This window comes from Cellvibrio sp. UBA7661, from assembly GCA_002483365.1.
Lineage (GTDB): Bacteria > Pseudomonadota > Gammaproteobacteria > Pseudomonadales > Cellvibrionaceae > Cellvibrio.
The window spans coordinates 130,658-151,699 of sequence record DLHT01000018.1; the positions used below are offsets into that span (position 1 = coordinate 130,658).

The window sequence follows — 21,042 nt, forward strand, 5'->3', positions numbered from 1 at the left end:
TCGCATTCGCTTGTGCCAGTTAATTGATAATTAGAGGTTTATCGACCATGCGTTCTTCATTCAATGTTGCCAATCCAGCCAGCTGGCTCAAAAGTACTTTATCGGTCGCGTGCCTAAGTGCAGGCCTGTTCATGACCCAAGCGGCAAGCGCCACTACTGTCCAGTTCCAAACTGTATTGGGCGATTTTGAAGTTAATTTGTTTGATAAAACCACTCCCAAAACCGTTGCCAACTTCCTGGCTTACGTCAATGCCGAAGCCTACAAAAACACTATCGTGCATCGCTCGGTGAAGGATTTTGTTATTCAAGGTGGCGGTTATAAATTCAACGGCGAGTTGCCACTGACAGCAGTTGCACAAAATGCTGCCGTTGAAAATGAACCCGTCTATTCAAATCTACGTGGCACGATTGCCATGGCAAAATTAGCGGGCAATCCAAACTCTGCCACCAACCAGTGGTTCATCAATCTCAATGATAAAAATGCCACCGACAAGAGCCATGGCTTTGTGCTCGACACCAACAACGGCGGATTTAGCGTATTCGGCCAAGTAATGGGTGAGGGAATGGTAGTAGTCGATGCGATTGCTGCGCTGAATCGTTTCAATGTGGGTATATTTGAAGGCTTCCCGCTGCGTGACTACTCGGCAGCAGATCAGGTAGCTAACAAGCCAGTTACTGGCAACAATCTGGTTTTGATCGAAAATATTGTTGTACTCAATGCCGATCCTGATACCGCTTCAAGTTTGAATCCAGCCAAAAACACCCTGATTAATCAAAAAGAAGATAAAAAAGATGGCGGCAGCGGCAGTCTGGGCTTATTCAGCTTACTGGCACTCGCCTTGGTTGCACTGGGGCGCAAAAGCCTGTTGAATAAGGGCTAAATTCAACGACCGTGAGGGAAGGCTTGTGATTACCTATCTGTACTGGATTGCTGTTATCAGTGTTGCTCTATTTGTGTTTTGGGGCGTTGGCCGTTATCTGCGCTGGAAGGCGGGCTTGATTGGCGGCTTGGCAGTGTTGTTGATCGGATGGTTAATGTACTTTTTCCATTACGAGCAACACTTTGTTAAAAATTACGGCGGCGTTATGTCCATCGAAGTTCCCAAGGGCCAAATGCACATTCAGGCAACCTGGAAAGACGAGAATCTGTGGATCGAAAATTACAACCCTGAAAACAATACCTGTATTTTCAGTGAGTACTCCAAAGGCAATTTGTTGGAAGGGCGAGTAACCATTAAAAACTGTAATCCGCTTATGCCCAAAGCAGAGCAGTAACCCGCTTTATAAAACAGCAGTGTGACAAAAGGAGCCTTTGGCTCCTTTTGTGTTTCTGGAATACACACTTTATATGGCCGCCGATTAGGTCGCTTGTATAAGTTAGATTTTTTTTGGCTAAAGACGTTTTTTTCATTGTTGATCGTTTTTTTAGAGCTAGGCTTCAATAAAGCAAGATTAATTCTTGTGTTCAAGTGAGGCTGCTATGAAAACAAAATCTGGCTCACACGCTGTATGGACATTACTGATCGTGTTGATGATGTGCGTATCTGTTTTTGCTTCTGCAACAGAAATCGTCAAGGAAAAAACCTGCACCGCAATTCAAAATGCTATCAATAAATTACCTCCCGAAGGTGGTGAAGTAGTACTGCCTGCAGGAACCTATGTATGCACGCATCCTATCGTCATTGATCGCAACAATATCAGCTTACGCGGTATGGGAGCGGCGAGTTTGTTGCGCCTTGCCGACAATATAAATGCCCCTGTCATTGTGATGGGCACTACTGAAAATATTCCCAGCCGTGCCGTGCGCCATATTCGTGTGAAAGAATTAATGATCGATGGTAACCGCGCAAACCAAACTTCTGAATGCATGGGAGGCCCATGCAGTAATGAATTTCCATTGCGCAACAATGGTATTAGCATTCGCCGCTGCGTTGATTGCACCGTGCAATCAGTGACGGTATTTGGTGCTATGTCTGGAGGCTTGGTGACCGAACTTGGCTGTCGTCGTCTAACCGTACGCGATTACACATCCTATGATAATGAGTTCGACGGCCTTGCCGGGTACGAAACTGAAGACAGTACTTTCTCAGGCATTCATTTATACGGAAACAAAGCAGCCGGAATTTCAACCGACATAAAATTTAACAACAATAAATTTTATGATGTGACGATTGCAGACAATCGCACAGTAGGCATTTTCATGCGCGACTCGCTGGATAATTCATTCACCAATTTACATATCCGCGATAACGCACAGCACGGAATTTTCCTTGCACAGGTTAATACTGACCCAACTACCGCTGCAACGGGAAATACATTTACCGGAGTAGTTATCTCGCGTTCAGGCGGCATGGGTGTTTTGGCAAATGATGCATCCTGCATTAACAATATGTTGGTTGGCGCGCAGTTTATTAACAATAAGCGCGGATGCATTAGCGAAGCCACATCCGGTTTGGTAGAAAATATAGGTGCTATTTGCCGCTAGGTTCGTACGGCTTTTCGATTGGTGATGTGTTATTGATTGGTCGATGTGTTCAGCTTTAGATGTGTGTGTACAGGATGTAGTTACAACCGCTCGCGACCACGTTTGGTCGCGAGCATTTTTATTTTTGAGAGTTAGTTTTCAACATTAGGTAAAAAGCGATAACCAACGCCTGGCTCTGTTTCAATGTAGCGAGGATTGGAGGGGTCATCACCTAATTTGGTGCGTAAACGTGCAATAAAAATACGCAAGTAATGGGTGTCTTCTACATGGGTTCCACCCCAAATTTCACGCAATAATTGTTGCTGCGTGACCAGGCGGCCTGCGTTATTGATGAGCCGCTTTAACAATTCAAATTCTTTGCGCGATAGTTTTGCAACTTCACCATCCACAACCAGTTTCCGCTCTTGTAAATCAATCAGGACACGCTCATCCTGAAATTTATGCACGCTTTCTACGCTGGGCCCAAAGGCTTTTATCAGCCCCCGGATACGCGCCAGTAACTCCTGAATGCCGAATGGTTTTACAACATAATCATTGGCGCCTTGGTCAAGCGCTTGCACAATTTCTGATTCACGGTTGCGTACAGATAATACGATGATGGGTTGATGAAAAAAATCGCGCAATTTCTTCAGAACAACCTGCCCATCAAGATCGGGCAACCCCATATCCAAAATGATCAGATCCGGTGATTCTTCCGCTGCTATAGTCAGCCCCTGACGGCCATTATCAGCCTCACGGATAACATAACCTTGTGCAGTCAGACCGATTTGCAGGAAACGACGAATTTGGGGTTCGTCATCAATAATCAAAATTTTGCTCATAGCGACTCCGTTTAGGAGGACGAGTATAACTATCCAACGCAAGTGCCAGTGTTATATCGCTGTTAAATATTTATTCTTCTGTTTTAGGCAATTGCTGCGAGTTTTGCTCATGAATAGGGAGCTCGATGCGCAAACAACACCCGGGATTGTACTTGTTACCAATTCGTTTGGGGTTAGCCTGAATCCTGACTGTCCCTCCATGGGCAACTACCATTCCGCGGCAGATGGTCAAGCCAAGGCCGCTGCCGGATTTACGGCGGTCACCTTTTTCTGCTGTATGAAAACGCTCAAATACTTTTTCGCGTTCGTCTTCCGGAATTCCGGTTCCCTGATCGCAAATCAGGATAATAATTTTATTGTTCTCTGTTGTACATTCAATATCAATACTGGCATCAGGAGGAGAGAATTTAATAGCGTTATCGATAATATTAAAAATTGCCTGCTCTAAAAATGCCGCATGCACATACAGCGAAGGCATGTCCGGACTGATCGATTCGGTTAAATAATTTCTTATTAAAAGGGGGCGCAAACGCTTTTTAACTACCCCAAGGATCTCTTCGATGCTGACCCAATCACATTCCAGTTTCATTTGCCCAAAGCCAAGGCGGGTCATATCCAGCAAGTTTTGGGTATAGCGATTAAGCCGCTCAGCCTCTTCCAGCACTGTACTTAACAACTCTTTTGTTTGCTGTTTATCCAAGTGCTCACCAAACTCAAGCACAGTTGATGTTGCGCCAATCATGGTTGTCAATGGGGTGCGAAAGTCATGTGAAACCGAAGAGAGCAGCGATGAGCGCAGCAATTCATTTTCTTTGGCAATTTTTTCTTTTTCCAAGTCGGCCGCTAATCGTGTACGTTCCAACGAGATATTTACCTGATGTAGTAACAATAAAAAAATGTCACGCGGTAAGTGTGGAATATTTTCAGCAGCAATTCTCAAAAGACCTATCACTTGGCGGGAACTATACAAAAAGTACACGTCATGTTCTTGTTCAAGTTCAGGAATTTTTTTAATGACTTCATCTGTTAAACGCAACTCCAGTAATTCTTCCAAATACGTTTTGCGTAAATTGGTGAGCCGACGGATCATCGGATGGGTGGCCCAGTTATCATCGTGAGTAATGAGCACACAATGTTCACGCCAAGGCTTGAGCGCATCGCGTAAGGCTTCTATTACATCTTTGGTGTCGATCGCTTTCGGGAGGCGCTCTAGCAATTCCAATTCAATATCCGTCATGAACTCACGCATGCGAATTTTCTGGACATTTTTTTTATGTTTGGTAGCCATGTATCCCACCAAAACGGATGTCAACAAAAACAAAGAGATTGTCAGGAGGTCTTCATCCTGATGGATCATTATTGATCCATAAGGTTCGGCAAAAAAGAAACTGAATGCAAAAAAACTGGACAGCGCATTAATGATTGCCAACTCTACTGTTACATTGATGGCAATAAAAACAACCATCACGATATACAGCAATGGAACATTCGCCTTGGGAAGGGAGTCGGTCACCAAAAAAGCAAAGGGTGTTAATAACCAGGGAAATAATATTCCAATGGGGTAGGCGAATTTACGCAGTAATTGTTCTGTGTTCATTATGCTCGCCAAAATGCAGGAGTAAACAATACAAGAATTGTCAAAAATTCCAACCGCCCCAATAGCATTCCTGCAGAGAGCGCCCATTTTGCGGTATCACTTAAACTGGAAAAATTACCAGAAGGGCCAATAATAGGGCCTAACCCGGGGCCTACGTTCATTAGCGCTGTTGCAGAACCCGTAAAGCTTGTTACCAGATCCAATCCGGTTAGCGCGAGTATGGCGGCGATGACTACCAAGCAGGCCGCCATCAAAAACATATATGAAATAGAAGATGCAATAATTTCGGAGCTGATTAAACGGTTGTTATAGCGGCGACTGATAATGGCGCGAGGATGGATTGCAGTCATTATTTGTTCTTTTACCAAACCGGCAAAAATCTGCAAACGGAACACTTTTATTCCGCCTGTGGTAGAACCGGAACAGCCTCCAATAAAGGTGACAAAGAAGAAAATCACCAACGCCAAGGGCCCCCAAAGTTGGTAGTCGCCCGATGCAAAACCGGTTGTCGTGATCACAGACACCAAATTAAAACAGGCCATCGTCAATGCACGGAGTGGTTCCATCTGGTCTGTAACGATCAATTGTATCGTCAAGACGGTTGTTGTCATGGCTACCGCCCACAGTAATCCACGCACTTGGGTATCGCTAAATATCACCCATTTTTTATTCACCAATAAGCGTACAAACAGCACAAATGGAAATGCGCCAGCCAACATAAAAACAACAGCGATCCAATGGATCAGCAAGCTATCAAACTGGGCAAATGAACTGTCTGATGTAGAAAATCCACCTGTAGAAACGGTTGTCATTGCATGATTGATTGCATTGAAAATATCCATTCCTGCCAACCAAAATGCCAAACAACAAATTAATGAGAGCAAAATATAAGAATAGATAATCATTGCCATCAGGCTTTGCGCTCGCGGCATGGCTTTATCTGACCAGTCCGATGATTCTGTCTTAAACAGGCGCATGCCACCCACACGCAAGAATGGCAATACAGCAATCGCCATTCCGATAATCCCAACCCCACCAATCCAATTGAGCATGGAGCGCCAGAGCAAAATATCTTTAGGCAGCGTATCTAAGCCCGCCATAACGGACGAACCAGTCGATGTCACACCTGAAACTGCCTCAAATACGGCATCGGCAATACTGAGTGGATGATCAATCAGGATAAAAGGTAGCGCGCTAAAGAGAGAAACACCGGTCCACGCGGTCGTGGTGATTAAAAACACCTGCCGGGGCTGCATGAAATCCAAACGGGATTTTTTACCGATTATAAGAAAAACAATTCCTGCAATACTGGTGATGGTTGCCGAAGAAAAAAATGCAAGCTGATTATCACTGTTATAGGTTATAGATAACGCCAGCGGCACCAACATAAACAACGCAAGAATGTTCAGGATTGCGCCCAAAATCAGCAGCGTAGGCCCCAATAATTTCATAATATCCAACTTAAGCCAAATGACACCCAATGAATGTAGCGCATTTTAAACCTAAGGGTAGGGCGAGCCTATGGGGAGGCGGTATATATTTCGTAAAACCCCATAAACAGCTGCTTAGGAGGCACCCCATCAGTAAGGTTGGGTGATCTCTGCATAAATCAATGTGACATACAGATTCACTATATGCGGCGATTGCTGCATAAAAACAGTCAAATCTGTTTCTATACCCAAGCTGTTCATCTGGGATTTGCGCTCTTGTATATAACGGGCTGCTGCGCGTTCAAGCACATCACGAAATACCAATGGTTTTTGGAATCGCATTTGCGGATTATTAATGCAGAACTGCGTATATGCATAAAGGGCTTCTACTACGGCACTTTTGTAATAGGCAGGATAGAGCCTATGGGTAAGCTGATCGATCAAATGTGCAAAGCTTTCTTCTCCCGGGGTCATAGATTTGCGAATCGTTTTACAGTCCAGATTAAAACTTCCACCCGACGCATTACTGAATAGCAATGTCTCGGCAAACATTAAGCTATGCCAAATATCTTTAAGGAAGTTTGCATCGAAATGGGTAATCAATCCGCGCGCTGTACGCCACTCAAGCCAGTCGGTATCCATTGCATCCGAGAGCACGGGATTTTCATCATCGATATTGTCATTGTGATGAATTTTATAGGGGGTTACATGATTAATCCCTTGGGAAAACACTTTCTTGCGCGATGTTAAGATTGCGCGAATTTTCTTATACAGCCTGGCAGGTGATTGCAAGCCAAGCCACTCAAGCATACTCACATCTTCAGCATCACCTTTGTCCATTGCGCAGAGCAACATGAAGTTGCGCAATTGAACTGAATGTAAACCATTAAACAAGTTAGGCTCGGAGCGGATTAATGAGCCTATTGCAGAAATTAATTCTTGCACTAACGTGCGTTCTAATAAGTCAGGAAATAATTGCCGTACACTTTCAAAGTAGGTGGCATTGGAAAATGACTGATCGACTTTAATTTCTGTATGATTGTTGTCACCAACGGTGATAGTCAAATTACGTGCAGCCAGCAAGGTCAGGCTATCAGAAAGATCAGTGAGCGTATAATTCAATTGTGAAAAGCAGAAACGGGCAAGCAACCAGTAATTGACTTTTTGTGATCGATAAAAAACATCACGAATTAAATCTTTTACTGTGACTTCTGCTCCGTTAATTCCAATGTTATCAGACAGCTTATGATTTTTTACATACAGCGAAAATTTTCGATAAGTAATAATGTCGCTTTCGGTATAGAAATTTTCCAGCAATGAAGCTGCCGCAGGCTCTAATTGCTCGGCCGTTAAAGCATCATCAGTCACAATGGCCTGCAATTGGTTATTGAGTGAAGCAATATGAAAATAGGGGATAGATAGACTATTTACACGTGAAGCGCGATGAGCAAGATTAGCCGAAGCATAACCAACATATTCATATTCAGTACGCAATTGATATGCGCGCAAAGCTTCAAATAATAATTCTGCATTGGGCACTTTGTACAGACGATGATCCATCATTAAAGTAAATACAGCAACTTCGGAACTGAGCCAGTTTTTATAAATGAAATGGATTTCTTGCGCTAAACTTTCAATAACCCATTGTGCATCGTAACGGCGATAATCCTCTCGTTCGCTTTGCAGCCAGGACAAGCTTAAATAAATTTTATTATTGATTTCATAAGTTTGCGATGTAGCCAAACTTTGCACCCGGCGTCGTGGCCTACCACTCAGTCCCAAGGCTTTATTCTCACCAATGTGAGCATAGGCTTCCATTAAGCTGGAGGCTGAGATCACTCCCATCGGCTTTATATCTTGCAAGCTTTCTGCGATAACACCGTATTTCGCAAGGTGTTGTTTAATAGTATCGTTTTCAGCAAGCACCACTAATGCAATATTGGATTTAATAAACCGGGTAGAGCGCCTGCGCATTTTCAATGGATCAAGATCGTCCGTGCTCACCAAGCCTTCGTCTAGCATCAATCCAGTCAAATACAAACTTTGGGCCCACACAAGTGGAATATTTTCATTGGGGATGCGCGTTTGTGATCGAGGATTCTTTTTTTCCGCTTCTACATTTTCTAATGGCAAATAGTAAAGCTCTGGTAATAAACCTATACCGTTCACATGAACCATTAGCGATTCCAATTTTTTGCGATAATGTTTCGCAGTTGCTTCGCTGCCATCAAATAAAGCGGTGATATAGAGATAAGTAAAAAAAAGTGGCCACTCAGATTCTACGTTATCAAAATTTCCCAGCTCATCGTGCTCATAATAAATACGCGAGCTTTCCTCTAGTACGGTTTGGTGCCCATCCCATAAGAAACGTTTACAGCCATAATTGCCGCCTAACTTGGTCAAAACAGCATCGCGTGTCTGGGTTGCGAGTGTTTCCTTACCAACTGCAAATGCAGGGAAGCCAATAATACTTAACAGGGCGCTGTCTGTTTCTTTCGACAAAGATTCCCGTGGCAAAAGTGAGGCGAGGGTGGTTCTGGCAAGAGAAATTGCATCGGCAATTACATGGATCGTTGCCCTTTTGTCCGCATGTTTTCCAAACAAATTAAATCCATCCAATGCCTGTAAAGCCGCTTTGGCCATGCCCACAGAACTGGCATTAATTTCTGTTTTACCGTTATTAACTTTGTTGCCTCGCTCCCAGATTCCATAGTCAGGTGTACGGTAAGCGCTGGCGATGTAATAAACCAGGTTTTGGATAAAATCCACCTCGTCTTGCGTACACACAATACGCAACCCGGAGGCGCTCATTTGCGCCAACATCAGTAGAAATAAAGAGGTCGCATCAATCTGCAAATGCCCCCAGGCATCATCAGCGACGACGGGTAAACCGGTAGCAGTATCGTATTTCGCGTGAAGTGCATCGCGGTTATCCAGCGAGTGTTTGAATTTTTCGACTTTTTGCGCCTGACGCATCATTGACTGCAACAAACCGCGCATCAGTTTGATAGTGGCTTGTTCAAGCTGGTCACATTTATGCTCTTCGCCTTGGTGCCTGCAAGCGATGGACAATGTCCACACACAGATAATCGAATAGACGTTATCGCGCACCCATGCGTCGGTGTAATCACCGTGATTATTAATAGCGGTACTGGCAGGAAGCAGCCCGGTAACAGGATGCTGTTTACTAAGAATGACTGTTTCGACTTCAGCGTACACACGCTCTAACAGTTGTTTGTGCTTCATAGGCTCTTCGCGGTTAAGCCGAAGAGTCACTGATGGAAAGCAAAATATAAGGGAGCAACTATAACCCTTTGATTTTTCTATAATACTCAATTTAACATAATATACATTATGCGCAATTAAGTATTATCCCCAACACCTGACTCTTCGGAAATTTAAGGTATTTGTGTGTTGATTGCTGTGCGCCAGACAGACTCATGCATTCGCCACTAGCGCTTAAGCTCGATTGTCATTCAATTAGTTTAAATAAAATTTATATCCCAAATGCACCAATTTCAGTCGCGCTCCGCTCCATAGTCGCTACGCGCTCCTGAATTGGTGCACGAGGTTTAGGTAAAGCGTAAACCAGCTTTCCATTAAGATCAAAGGCAACAACCGCGCCAATACGCTCCTTGACGATATAGCCAAATCGCTCCAGCTCAGGAAGTCCCAAAAAAGTAACAGAGCCATCCGGCCAGAGCGCCTCAAACATAAAACGATTATTTATGGATCCTGTGTAAAAAAGCTGCGCTGTTTCAATCGGATTTACAGGAACAGTACGCGGGTGCATGTTTTCAATAACATTGCGGTTGCCAATATCATGATGATGTAAAGGAACAGGCGAAACAGCAGCTTGCGCAGGAACCGCAATAGTGCCATCAGATGAGGACGCAGCACCACCCATAAGGCGATCATAAGCAGCTTGGCTTTGGTAAATAAAAATGGAAACGGCGACGAAAAATACCAATCCGAGAGCGCGAAGCTTAGGGTCGCGAAATATAGATATATTTTCGTTTGAAGTTTTAGCACTTCCTGTAGCGGTTGATTGGTAACACTGGAAGATTTTTTTATCTGCTTTATAGCGCTTGGGAGCGCCCGAGTAGTGAGCGACTGATTTTCCACTTTGTTCAGAGTCATGTCTAAATTCCGTCCACGTATTTTTAAACCAAGGCAAAAGGCCGGTGTTATCGCGATGACGATAGCCCCACTCGACTGTTTTACGTATTTCACTGTGTATCTTGGAAATGTTAGGAGTGGATATATAAATATCCCAATTAAAATGCCGGTGCTGATCAAATGCATTTTCTACTGTGGATGGCCTATAAATTGGCTGGCCAGTTTTAATATCAATAAGCGGATTATTTTCAGCATCACAAATAACAATATCGGCTGGTTGATCCAGCTCATCAAAACGCTTGGTGCGAGTTGGATAAACCCTCTGCCCTTCATCCATTGCAATAAGGGCACCGGCAGGAGCCCAGTGAAAAAACTTTGCTAACGTCTGATAGCCAAGCTCGTTAGGTTCTACATATAAAATTTGCGCACTATCAGGTATTTCAATATTTAAAACTTCACGGATGCGATCAATTGAATCAAAACCGCGAATATTAGTAATAACCATGCGCCCTTCTTGAAGCGCAGGAATTAAAACACGCTGAACAATACTAAAAGTTTTATATGAGCCGGGTGCACCGTGATGGATTACAGCTGTCATGGTAATAACCCCAAAATAAAACGGGTGATGTAAGCGTTCATAACAAGATTAATAGCATCAGGAATACGCAAATACGACAAAACAGAAGCCATATCAGGAGAAACAAAACTCCATGCTTGTTGGATACTCTGAGAAACACCAACAGCACTCAAAATTGAAGAAGCAAAACCCCAAGCAAAATCAATAGCAACAACCTTCAACTCGATATAAGAAATAATGATCCACAAAACAATGCGCTCCCAATAACTATCTGACTTAGCAGGAAGCTCATTGATCAATTCAACAAAAGAATTAAGCAACTCCATAACATCAGGAATCATAATTACCTCGACAAAATAATATAAAGCGAAAGAACGGCAGCAACAGCCATAAAAAGCCAGCTAATCTGACTAAAAAAATCAGAACGAGCAGCTATACCACCCTCAAAACTAACACCATAAAGCTCTACTTGATGCGAAGGAAGGCCGCCGCCACCAGCGGAAATATTCACGGCCATTTGCTCTGAAAATTCGCTTTTAATGGTATTTATTTTTGCTGAATATTTATCCTTTGCTTGTTGTAAGCGAGCTTGCAAATCTTGGGTGTATTCGCCGAGTTTTAATTCAGTTGTTTCATCATCACCACCATCGCCACCGCCCTCATTTTCACGAGAAATACAGGACAAATAATCGTGGGCAGTCGGATCACAATTGCCAGCACCTTGACTTGAAACACCACCACTTCCCATACACCACCATTGACCATTGGTATCTTGAAATTTATTAGGACAATCAGAATCAGAATTAACAGGAATCCAATTAGTACCGGAACCACCACCACCACCAGCACTAGAAGGAGAACTTGAAGTAGTGCCAGAAGAAGAACCAGCACCACCGCCAGTATTATTTCCATCATCACCACCACCGCCGCTTCCACCTGAGCCATCATCACCGCCCGATGTATCAGGCGAAGAAGATGTAGCAGAAGGTGTACTTGAATTTTGGGACGGCTGAGAAGCTGGTGTTGAAGTTGGTGTTGAAGTTGGTGTTGAAGAATTAGTACTAGGAACACAAGTAGTTCCAGTAGCGCCAAGAGCCCAACCATCCGGACAATTAGGCTCATTGGTACATAAACAGGCACCAGGCTCTAATGGATTTGGTTTACATCCCTGTGCGCAATTAGGAGGATTATTAGTACATGAATTGCTGTAAAAATCATAAAGTTGTGGGTAAGTACATTCTGTTTTTGGTTCACACTCACCAGATTGTAAATTTTTAACATTAGGTGATATACACTCCTCTGGTGCTGGAGGTTCATCAGGAATACATTCGCCCTTCTTAACGCCAAGTACTTCAGTAACATTAAACTTCTGCCCCTGAGGGCATGAACAGTTAGACATTACTACACAGGCGTAATAATTGTGATTAGCAGGACAACCCATTTGGCCTTTATCAAGCAAAAATTTATCGGGTGATTGACCTTGGCACCATGACGCATTAGGGCCTACTGTTTGAGCATCAAGACAACCAAGATTGTAGGGATTAGTACAGTTAGGGACGGCTTGAGAAAAAACAAAATTACTATGCAAACTGAATACTAAAAAAAATAGTGAATATAAATAGCGCATAATTTTTTCCATTAAAAAACCCGCAGTAACGCGGGCATGTTAGTGCGGGTTTTTTTTCATTTGATGCAACCAGTAAAAATACTGTTACGAAATACGGCCAGTGTAGAATCCAAACAAAAACGCTAGAAACATTGTGCAGGCCAATATAACGGTAACAAGCATTTTTAATTACTTCTTCAACAAACTAATAACAACATTCAAGCCCATCACCAACGCACAGATGCCGATAACGGCAGCGATAGCGAGAGTCACATTGCCTTCACCGGCAGTTTGAGCAGCAGCGATTTCAGTGGCCATGTCAGCATGCGCGGCAGTGGTAGCAACCATCAAAGCGGAACCAGCAGCAGCAACTTTTACACCTTTAGAACGAAGAACAGCAAATACAGTTTTCATAGAAAAAAACTCCAAAAATTAAAATTAAACACGCATTAAAATTCGCGCTACATGACCAGCGGCGTGACCGATGATAAAGAACAGGACACAAACGCCGATAATGTATGCGCATATTTCCGGATCAAATTCCAGTAAAGAAACCAAATCCGAAAAATCGACAGCTTGCGCGACCTGCCAACCGGTTGAGCAAGTCAACGTGGATAAATCAACAGAGCCTTCGCAAACCAAATACTGGGACATTACTATTTCACCTGCACATTTTCAGGCAATGGAGTAGAAGAAGGTTTTATTTTTGCAGGTTGAGCATTGTTAGCTGGATAAAAACCATAACAAACCATCTTGGGCGCTTGCCCCAATTTTTTAGCGGGCTGCAATTCCATGCGCAAAGTAATTGGTTGACCTAAGCAATCCTTGGCCATTTGAATATGCTGATCGCGACCTTCTACCTGATACACAACAACAGTATCGCCAATAGCATTTGCATCGCCTTCGGGGAAAGGAACAACGCAATGTAATTCAACGCGATCTGTATGCCATGCATTACCATTATCTAAAGTACCCTGCCCCTTTTTAGCGACTACACCAATCAAAGTTGCATTTTGTTCAAAACGTGCGTTCATCATTTTCAAGCCCCTATAGCTAAGTTAATTTGATCCCATGACGAGATCGGTTGATCAAGAACAATTTGGCGACGACGAAGCGGAACCACGTTAATTGGTTGTAAATCCGCGGCGACCAAACCAATAGTTCCTAAATTTTTTACATGGGTATACCAAGCAGAACGACCATAAGTCTCTTTAGCTATGTGATAACCATTCATACGAATATCTGTATAACAACGATAGGCGGCACGAGCCCTACCCTCAGTTGGAATTTGGTTTTCACCTTTACCAACATTTGCCAACAACTTATCCAATACGTTGCACATATCGACCACCTCAACAGTGGATATAAATTTTGAAAAATAATCCGAGTGATGCGCTAAAAGAATTTCTGGTGTTAGGTCATACCAATTCATGCCGGCATTTTCGCGTAGACGATGAATTAAACCCCGTGCCATTGTGTATTCAAGACGCAACAAACGATCTGCTTTTAATAACTCAACTTCACTTACACGCGCATTATTTTTGGCAACCAATTCACGCAACTGTGTGCCTTTTAAATACGCTTTACCCTTATGCAAAGTGGAACCTTTACCCCAAATAACAGAAGTGTCGTAAGTACTGGTTTTTTGTCTTCCACACTTTAAAGGCTTTAGATAATCGATAGCCTGTTGTGCTTGAGCGAGTGAACCCATATCAAAATTTTGTGTAATGTCGATACGAGAACATGACCAGAGCTTTAAATTTTTTGGAATAAAAATAGAGTGATGCTTTGCAACGAAATCAATCATGTCTTTAGCGCACTGCTGAATATCCAACGAACCAAAAACATTATGAGAACTAGTTACACGCGCAGGACTACCCTGTATTTGCAAACGTGAACCAAAATTAACGGTGACGTTGTGATCATCGGATTTAATATGTTCACGCACAGCAGACTCCCAACGCACCTCGCCTGTTAATCCATTGATACGCTGCACACGGTCAGCATCTTTTAAAACGCGCTGCATTGAATCGCGATCCAATAAGCTGGCATCAAGCCAAAGCGTTAACCAGTCAATCATCCCTACTTGTTGCATGTGCACCGCCAAGGACGTTTTGCATTACCACACGTGCAACGTGATGCAGCAGTAAGAGCAACAGAAACTTTGGCTTTATGAAGTTCATGGGCAAAAGCCAAATCACCGGATGAAGTAGGAGCAGCTGGGGAATAAAAAAAAGTGGAATTACTAACGTCATGAAAACGCGTAACTCCACTAAGGGGATCGAACACTTCCAACAAATCATCTGTACGGAAAGTGCGGAAAGTTTTACTCAAACGGGGTGCGGGCAGATGGCAATAAAACTCTTTTACGTGAGCATCGAAAAAACCAGCTTTCATATCGCGCTGGGCATCGAGTGATATGTAGTGAACCTCAGGTGTTGAAGGCTCTGTAAATGGCTCGTTATACCTAGAAAAGCATATTTCCATGCCAAAATCCCCAAAAACTTAGTTACTTATAATTAATAAAGTAAGCAAACCTTAGCTAATAAGTAAATTAGTGTCAAGAATTTTAAGATTATAAGGTTACAATAAAATTAGTTTATTAGACCTATAGGGGTTAAAAATGCCTGTTAAACACATCCCAGACGCCATTTGGAGGAAGGTAGAAAAGGAGCTGGTAAAAGCAGTAGTGGCGACACAAATGCCAGTAAAAGAATCAGAAATGATTGAAGTTTTACTAAGGAAAGGACTAGAACACATCACGGAAGATGACTACAAAGCAATGAAGGAAAAAGAAGCTAAATAATGGGATTTTCCACTGTGGTGGACTTTGTAACGGTGTCACTAGGCACCGTTACGGGCTAGCGCCCTGTTTAACCCGATGCGGGAGGGCGCTGATAGCCCGTAAATCACGTAGAACGGTGCCAAACGCTAACCAGAGGGGGTAAACCCCCTCGGCCGAGATAGCGCCTCTCTGTGGTCGCTGGAGGCTCCCTTGACAGGCTAACTCGGTGCGTGTGCGCATTAGCTCTGGAGAGGCCGTAGAGGCGGAAATATCGCTATTGGGTTAATCAGTGGTAAAGGTGTGGGAGTACGTGCGAAAAAAAAGCCTAGGCAATAGCCTGGGCTTTTTTGTGTGTCATGTTCAGGTGAAAAACTAAATCGCGCATAATGCGGATTATCGTTAAATTTTTGCGGCGAGCTGCGCGAGTATCGCCGCTGCAAATTCCGCTACGCGGCCTTCGGTAACATAATCCAGTTTCTATTATGCGCAATTAAGTATTATCCCCAACACCTGACTCTTCGGAAATTTAAGGTATTTGTGTGTTGATTGCTGCGAGCCATACAGACTCATGCATTCGCCACCATATCAAACAATTCACTTTCCTGTGGCGTTACTGGTGATGCACGCAGCATTTCCGTTAGTTGATTTCCTGCCTCTTCACTGAGTGTATCAAGCTCAACACCAAATCCGTGGGATGTTGTATGTATAGCAATGGAATCAAAGCGGTAACGCTGCAGTTTCTGTGCAGTACCACGGGTAACCAGTATTTCGATTCCCAGCTGTTGCAACGGCTCTACGGAAGTTAAATCTGACTCGATGAAAAGGCCATATCGTGTACCGTTTTTGATACGGCCTATAGCGACGGGAACATCGTACCGATATATCAGGATTTTAATATCCGCTGCATAGCGTGCGCTGCATCTATGTTCCATAGGTCATTCCTGTATCGTTGAGTGATTAATGTTCTATCTGCATGGCTTACAGCGCAGCTAGCACAAGCGATGATAGGTTCTTAACAGCTGCCGAATACGTTCAGCGAAGGTGGGTTCAACCTGATCCCACGAAAACGTCCACACCCAATTTTTATCCGTTGTACCGGGCATATTCATCCTGTGCCCTCCGTCCAGCTCCAGAAAGTCTTGCATGGGAATAATTGCCATGCGCCCCACCGACGACAATGCCAGCTCAATCAACAGCCAAGGCATAGTGTCTGGTGAATTAAAACAATATGTTTGCAATTGCTCGCGATCTTTTTCTGCCAGGGTCGCATACCAACCCAGAGTTGTGTCGTTATCATGAGTTCCTGAATAAATAACATCACTCGTTGTGTGGTTGTGCGGTAAATGGGGATTGTTGGTATTGCCATCAAATGCAAATTGAAGCACCAACATTCCTGGCAGTTGAAACTGGTTTCGCAGCCTTTCAACTTCATCGGTAATCACACCAAGATTTTCAGCCACCAGCGGCAACGCCGGGTAAGCGTTGAAGCAAGCTTTTAAAAAGGCTTCACCGGGTGCTTTTACCCATTTACCGGTACGCGCATCATGAGTATTACCGGGAATTTCCCAATACGCTTCAAATCCCCTGAAGTGATCAATCCGGATCAAATCAAACAAATGTAACTGTGTATGTAGTCTTGCTAGCCACCACTGGAAACCATCGGCTTCGATTGCGGCCCAGTCATAATGCGGATTTCCCCAGTGCTGGCCAGTCTCAGAAAAATAATCCGGTGGTACACCTGCAACAGTGAGTGGATTCCCCTGCTCATCTAATTGAAAATAATGGGGTTGTGCCCACACATCAGCGCTATCGTGCCCTACAAAAATAGGAATATCTCCGAATAGATAAATCCCCTTTTGGTTGGCGTAATTTTTCAGCGCATCCCACTGACTAAAAAAACAAAATTGTTCAAATAAAATGACATCGATTTTTTCTTGAAGATCTGTACGTGCTTTCGTTAATGCATCTGTAGTTCGCTGGCGGATCAGCTCTGGCCAGACTACCCATGACGCGCCATTGAATTCATGGCGTAATACACAAAACAGTGCGAAATCGTCTAACCAATATTGTTGTTGTGAACAAAAATTCTCAAACGCGTGACGAGTTGATAACCCTTCTTCCGTTTTTAAAAATTGATAAAAAGAAAAAGCGCCCTGTTGTCGAGCATGAGTTAAACCATGCTCACCAGCCTGTTGCACATCCGCCGTTGTTATCCACCCTCTTTCCAACAACCAATCCAGACTAATAAGTTCAGGATTGCCCGCATGGGCAGAAATTGATTGATACGGTGACATATCCGCTTGTGTTGGGCCTGTTGGGAGCATTTGCCAAATGCTCAAACCCGCTTCAGCAATCAGATCAATAAAATGATAGGCGTCTTTTCCCAAAGTGCCGAATGCTTTTTGATCATTTCCCCTCAAATAAGATTCAGAACAAGGTAGCGATGTCGGATGCAACAAGACCCCTGCCCGTCGCTGCTGAAATAATGGTGATTTGACTGCCATCCGCGCTCTTCCCTTTTTAAATATGACCAATCACAACGTAAATTCACAGCAATAGAATATGAATCGATTGCAGGCTAATTAGAATGGCCTTGGCGCATGACCCCGCCTGTTGCCGGATCACCTTCACCTACGCTGATGATTTGATGTAAATAATCAGGTGCTGGTTGTTCAATCAAGGAATACAAATTGATGAGGTGCCGACGAAATAAATATTCAAAATCACTGACACTTTGCGCGGGGTTATAATCGCCAAACCACCAAAACCAATCAGAACCTTCACATAGTGCTAATTGTTTTTCAATTTGTTCCAATTGTGACGCAGTGAAACTGCGCTTACACAATGCCTGGTCCACTTTTTGTTTTGCATCGCACAGCATATCCCAGCCGCGGTTTTTATCTTTGTCACCAATCCAAGTGGAGAATGTTCCGTAAACCCAGCTGCCTGCAACCAAATGAGGCATGGCAATCGTCTTGGGATGATGTTGATCAAGAAACTCACTATAAGTTGTCAACTCAAGCTGTGGATGATCAGTTAAGCGGCTGTAAAGGGTATGCAGAAAATGGAATGCATTTTCAGGAAAGTATTCCCATGCATTTTCGCCATCCATAATAACGGAAATGACTGTATTTTTGGCGTCGCCACTGGCAGTGGCAATGTTCACCATATGATTAAGTAAATCATCTACCGCATCATCGGAATGCCATGTCGCGTATTTGAAACCAATAAGATCAGATAAACCATCATCACGGAAAAAGGTATTCAATTTCACTTGTGAAAATTCATAAACACTATGCAAAGATTGATTAGTATTTTTAATATTCTGTGCAACTTCCTGATTCTCGGGTGCGCGCAAACTATTGTGCAGCACAGAATCCCCTGTTGCTGCCCAATCGAATTTAGCTTCTTTTAATAACTTAAGTGTCTCATCACTTAGCGAGCCTTCCGATGCCCAACAACCGCGTGGGCGCTTACCAAAATATTGCTCAAATGTTTTGATGCCTTCATGTAAGTGCCATTTAGCACGATTGCGGCCATCGGGGTAAAAACTGGCATTCGGCAAAGTGATATCCGGCATAGCTTCTTTAGCGCTATTTAAATCAATGAGTAATGGAATAATCGGGTGTGCATAAGGGCTCATGCATAGTTCGATTTTCCCGGCATCTGCCAGTTTTCGGTAACGCGGGCCGATGGACGCAACAAGCTCACCAATAATCGCCATTAACTCGCGACGATCATCCATACTAAAATTACGCTCTTTGTTTTGCAGCGCCTGTATGCGAACATCATTGCGGCGTGGAATTTCTGCAATCCAACTCAAGTGATACCACATACCCAGATCAATCAGAAATTGCTCATTAAGATAGCGACTGACGAATGCTTTTTCTTTGAATAGATCAACAATATTCGCTAGCTCAAGATAAGCAGGAAAACGCTCAATCATTCGCTGGCGATTTGCACGTAAGTATTTATTAGCCAAATCAACAAATGCCATAGTTCCTGGCGCGGGCAATGCCGCGTCAGTTAAGGATGACAAGACAGCATCCTTAACTTTACCTTTGCCCGCTAAATGCGCAGCGATTTGCTGCGCATAATCATCTAACTGTTCCAATAATATGGGGACAAAATTCACAACAGCTTTTGCAGCGGGCTGCGTTTCAATGTGCGCAGCCATGTCCACATAATCTTTAATAGCATGAAGATATGTCCAAGGAAAATAGTACTCTCCTGTCACAATATCGCGATAATCCGGTTGGTGCATGTGCCAGAGAAAGACGACCTTGGTTTTACCATTACTAACCATTAACTTCATCCTGTCCTAACATATCGGGAGTGACCAAAACGACACCTTTGGGCGAAACATGGAAGCGCTTTTTATCTGCTTCCAAATCGTACCCAATAATAGTGCCTTCGGGAATTTTACAGCGGCGATCAATCAGGGCTTTGCGAATTTTGCAGCGGCGCCCTACTTCTACACCGGGAAATAAAACAGAATCTTCAATTTCGCAATAAGAATGTACGCGCACGCGTGGGAATAAAAGAGAGTGCTTGACCGCAGAACCAGAAATAATACAGCCGCCAGCAATTAATGAATCCACCGCATAACCGCGGCGGCCTTCATCGTTAAAGACAAATTTTGCTGGCGCAACTTGCTCCTGATATGTCCAGATTGGCCATGCCGCATCATACAAATCCAACTCCGGTGTAATGCCAGTCAGTTCGAGATTGGCTTCCCAAAGTGAATCAACAGTTCCCACATCGCGCCAGTATGCATCGCCACCAGAAACCGGGTCGCGAAACGGAAATGCAGTAACGCGATGCGTTTTGATCATGGAAGGAATAATATCTTTACCAAAATCATGTGATGAATTCGGATTGTCACGATCTTTTAATAATTCGCGGAATAATACTTTGGTACTGAAAACATAAATCCCCATGGATGCCAGCGCTTTATCCGGTTTGCCAGGTATAGGTTCAGGATTGGCCGGTTTTTCTGTGAATTTTACGATACGATAATCCTGGTCCATATCCATCACGCCAAATGCATGGGCGATTTCCAGAGGAACCTCAATACATCCAACAGTGATATCTGCGCCGCGCTCTACGTGTGCAGCAATCATTGTGCCGTAATCCATTTTATAAACATGATCACCCGCAAGAATGAGCACGTATTCTGGGTTATGGCGACGGATAATATCGATATTTTGTAAGACAGCATCGGCCGTGCCGATATACCAGGATTCACTCAAACGTTGTTGTGCGGGTAACAGCTCAACAAATTCGCCCAATTCTCCACCCAAGAATCCCCAACCGCGCTGAACATGGCGATCAAGTGAGTGGGATTTATATTGCGTTAGAACACTAATACGACGAATGCCTGAATTAACACAGTTTGAAAGAGGGAAATCGATAATGCGAAACTTTCCACCAAAATGTACCGCTGGCTTTGCCCGCCAATCCGTCAACTGATGTAACCGGGAACCTCGTCCACCGGCAAGAATAACAGCAAGAGTTTCACGAGTAAGACGACTAACAAAACGACCTGAGGTAGGTGTACTCATTACAACGTATTCCTTATGGCTATTGTGTGAAAACAACAAAGAAATTTGTGTCAGTGTT

At 43.6% G+C, this 21,042-nt stretch carries 20 protein-coding genes; 4 read left to right on the forward strand and 16 right to left on the reverse strand.

Annotation, left to right across the window (positions count from 1 at the left end; translation table 11 throughout):
* Positions 1-47 precede the first annotated feature (47 nt).
* From B2739_RS15765 to B2739_RS15775, 3 genes are all read left to right on the forward strand, one after another.
* Positions 48-881, forward strand: a complete 834-nt coding sequence (locus tag B2739_RS15765; RefSeq protein WP_331346808.1) for a peptidylprolyl isomerase — start codon at positions 48-50, stop codon at positions 879-881.
* A gap of 25 nt (positions 882-906) precedes the next feature.
* Positions 907-1,275: a hypothetical protein gene (locus B2739_RS15770; protein ID WP_331346809.1), complete on the forward strand. Its 369-nt coding sequence runs from the start codon at positions 907-909 to the stop codon at positions 1,273-1,275.
* A gap of 205 nt (positions 1,276-1,480) precedes the next feature.
* Positions 1,481-2,485 carry a right-handed parallel beta-helix repeat-containing protein gene (locus B2739_RS15775; RefSeq protein ID WP_331346810.1) on the forward strand — a complete coding sequence of 335 codons (1,005 nt, stop codon included), beginning with the start codon at positions 1,481-1,483 and terminating at the stop codon, positions 2,483-2,485.
* A gap of 131 nt (positions 2,486-2,616) precedes the next feature.
* Here B2739_RS15775 and B2739_RS15780 read toward each other — a convergent pair whose 3' ends face one another.
* The 12 genes from B2739_RS15780 to B2739_RS15835 form a co-directional block, all read right to left on the reverse strand.
* Complete coding sequence (locus B2739_RS15780; protein WP_331346811.1) at positions 2,617-3,306, reverse strand: response regulator; 690 nt, start codon at positions 3,304-3,306, stop codon at positions 2,617-2,619.
* A 70-nt stretch (positions 3,307-3,376) separates the two neighbouring features.
* Complete coding sequence (locus tag B2739_RS15785; RefSeq protein WP_331346812.1) at positions 3,377-4,903, reverse strand: ATP-binding protein; 1,527 nt, start codon at positions 4,901-4,903, stop codon at positions 3,377-3,379.
* On the reverse strand, positions 4,903-6,354 hold the full coding sequence (locus B2739_RS15790) for a TrkH family potassium uptake protein (protein WP_331346813.1): 1,452 nt from the start codon (positions 6,352-6,354) through the stop codon (positions 4,903-4,905). The genes B2739_RS15785 and B2739_RS15790 overlap by 1 nt, the downstream gene beginning before the upstream one ends.
* A gap of 129 nt (positions 6,355-6,483) precedes the next feature.
* Complete coding sequence (locus B2739_RS15795; RefSeq protein ID WP_331346814.1) at positions 6,484-9,579, reverse strand: glycoside hydrolase family 15 protein; 3,096 nt, start codon at positions 9,577-9,579, stop codon at positions 6,484-6,486.
* 250 nt (positions 9,580-9,829) lie between these two features.
* The gene (locus tag B2739_RS15800; RefSeq protein WP_331346815.1) at positions 9,830-11,050 is read right to left on the reverse strand and encodes a zonular occludens toxin family protein; all 1,221 of its coding nucleotides are present in this window, start codon (positions 11,048-11,050) and stop codon (positions 9,830-9,832) included.
* A complete protein-coding gene (locus B2739_RS15805) occupies positions 11,047-11,370 on the reverse strand; it encodes a DUF2523 family protein (RefSeq protein WP_331346816.1) in 324 nt (107 codons plus the stop codon). The genes B2739_RS15800 and B2739_RS15805 overlap by 4 nt, the downstream gene beginning before the upstream one ends.
* 2 nt (positions 11,371-11,372) lie before the next feature.
* The gene (locus B2739_RS15810) at positions 11,373-12,668 is read right to left on the reverse strand and encodes a hypothetical protein (RefSeq protein ID WP_331346817.1); all 1,296 of its coding nucleotides are present in this window, start codon (positions 12,666-12,668) and stop codon (positions 11,373-11,375) included.
* Between the two features lie 156 nt (positions 12,669-12,824).
* On the reverse strand, positions 12,825-13,049 hold the full coding sequence (locus B2739_RS15815) for a hypothetical protein (protein ID WP_331346818.1): 225 nt from the start codon (positions 13,047-13,049) through the stop codon (positions 12,825-12,827).
* Between the two features lie 24 nt (positions 13,050-13,073).
* A complete protein-coding gene (locus B2739_RS15820; RefSeq protein ID WP_331346819.1) occupies positions 13,074-13,289 on the reverse strand; it encodes a hypothetical protein in 216 nt (71 codons plus the stop codon).
* 2 nt (positions 13,290-13,291) lie between these two features.
* Positions 13,292-13,672, reverse strand: a complete 381-nt coding sequence (locus B2739_RS15825) for a hypothetical protein (RefSeq protein WP_331346820.1) — start codon at positions 13,670-13,672, stop codon at positions 13,292-13,294.
* 2 nt (positions 13,673-13,674) lie between these two features.
* The gene (locus tag B2739_RS15830) at positions 13,675-14,730 is read right to left on the reverse strand and encodes a phage/plasmid replication protein, II/X family (protein ID WP_331346821.1); all 1,056 of its coding nucleotides are present in this window, start codon (positions 14,728-14,730) and stop codon (positions 13,675-13,677) included.
* Positions 14,718-15,122, reverse strand: a complete 405-nt coding sequence (locus B2739_RS15835) for a hypothetical protein (RefSeq protein ID WP_331346822.1) — start codon at positions 15,120-15,122, stop codon at positions 14,718-14,720. Before B2739_RS15835 ends, B2739_RS15830 begins: the two co-directional genes overlap by 13 nt.
* Before the next feature lie 136 nt (positions 15,123-15,258).
* On the opposite strand from B2739_RS15835, the gene B2739_RS15840 reads away from it, so the two are divergent.
* Positions 15,259-15,441 (forward strand): hypothetical protein, encoded by a 183-nt coding sequence (locus tag B2739_RS15840; protein ID WP_331346823.1) that lies wholly within the window; start codon positions 15,259-15,261, stop codon positions 15,439-15,441.
* A 545-nt stretch (positions 15,442-15,986) separates the two neighbouring features.
* Here B2739_RS15840 and B2739_RS15845 read toward each other — a convergent pair.
* The 4 genes from B2739_RS15845 to glgC form a co-directional block, all read right to left on the reverse strand.
* Positions 15,987-16,352, reverse strand: coding sequence for a hypothetical protein (locus B2739_RS15845; RefSeq protein WP_331346824.1), 366 nt, complete (start codon positions 16,350-16,352; stop codon positions 15,987-15,989).
* A gap of 57 nt (positions 16,353-16,409) precedes the next feature.
* Positions 16,410-17,924 (reverse strand): 4-alpha-glucanotransferase, encoded by a 1,515-nt coding sequence (gene malQ, locus B2739_RS15850; RefSeq protein WP_331346825.1) that lies wholly within the window; start codon positions 17,922-17,924, stop codon positions 16,410-16,412.
* 74 nt (positions 17,925-17,998) lie between these two features.
* A complete protein-coding gene (locus tag B2739_RS15855; RefSeq protein WP_331346826.1) occupies positions 17,999-19,726 on the reverse strand; it encodes a glycoside hydrolase family 57 protein in 1,728 nt (575 codons plus the stop codon).
* On the reverse strand, positions 19,719-20,984 hold the full coding sequence (glgC, locus tag B2739_RS15860; protein WP_331346827.1) for a glucose-1-phosphate adenylyltransferase: 1,266 nt from the start codon (positions 20,982-20,984) through the stop codon (positions 19,719-19,721). The genes B2739_RS15855 and glgC overlap by 8 nt, the downstream gene beginning before the upstream one ends.
* Between the last annotated feature and the right edge of the window lie 58 nt (positions 20,985-21,042).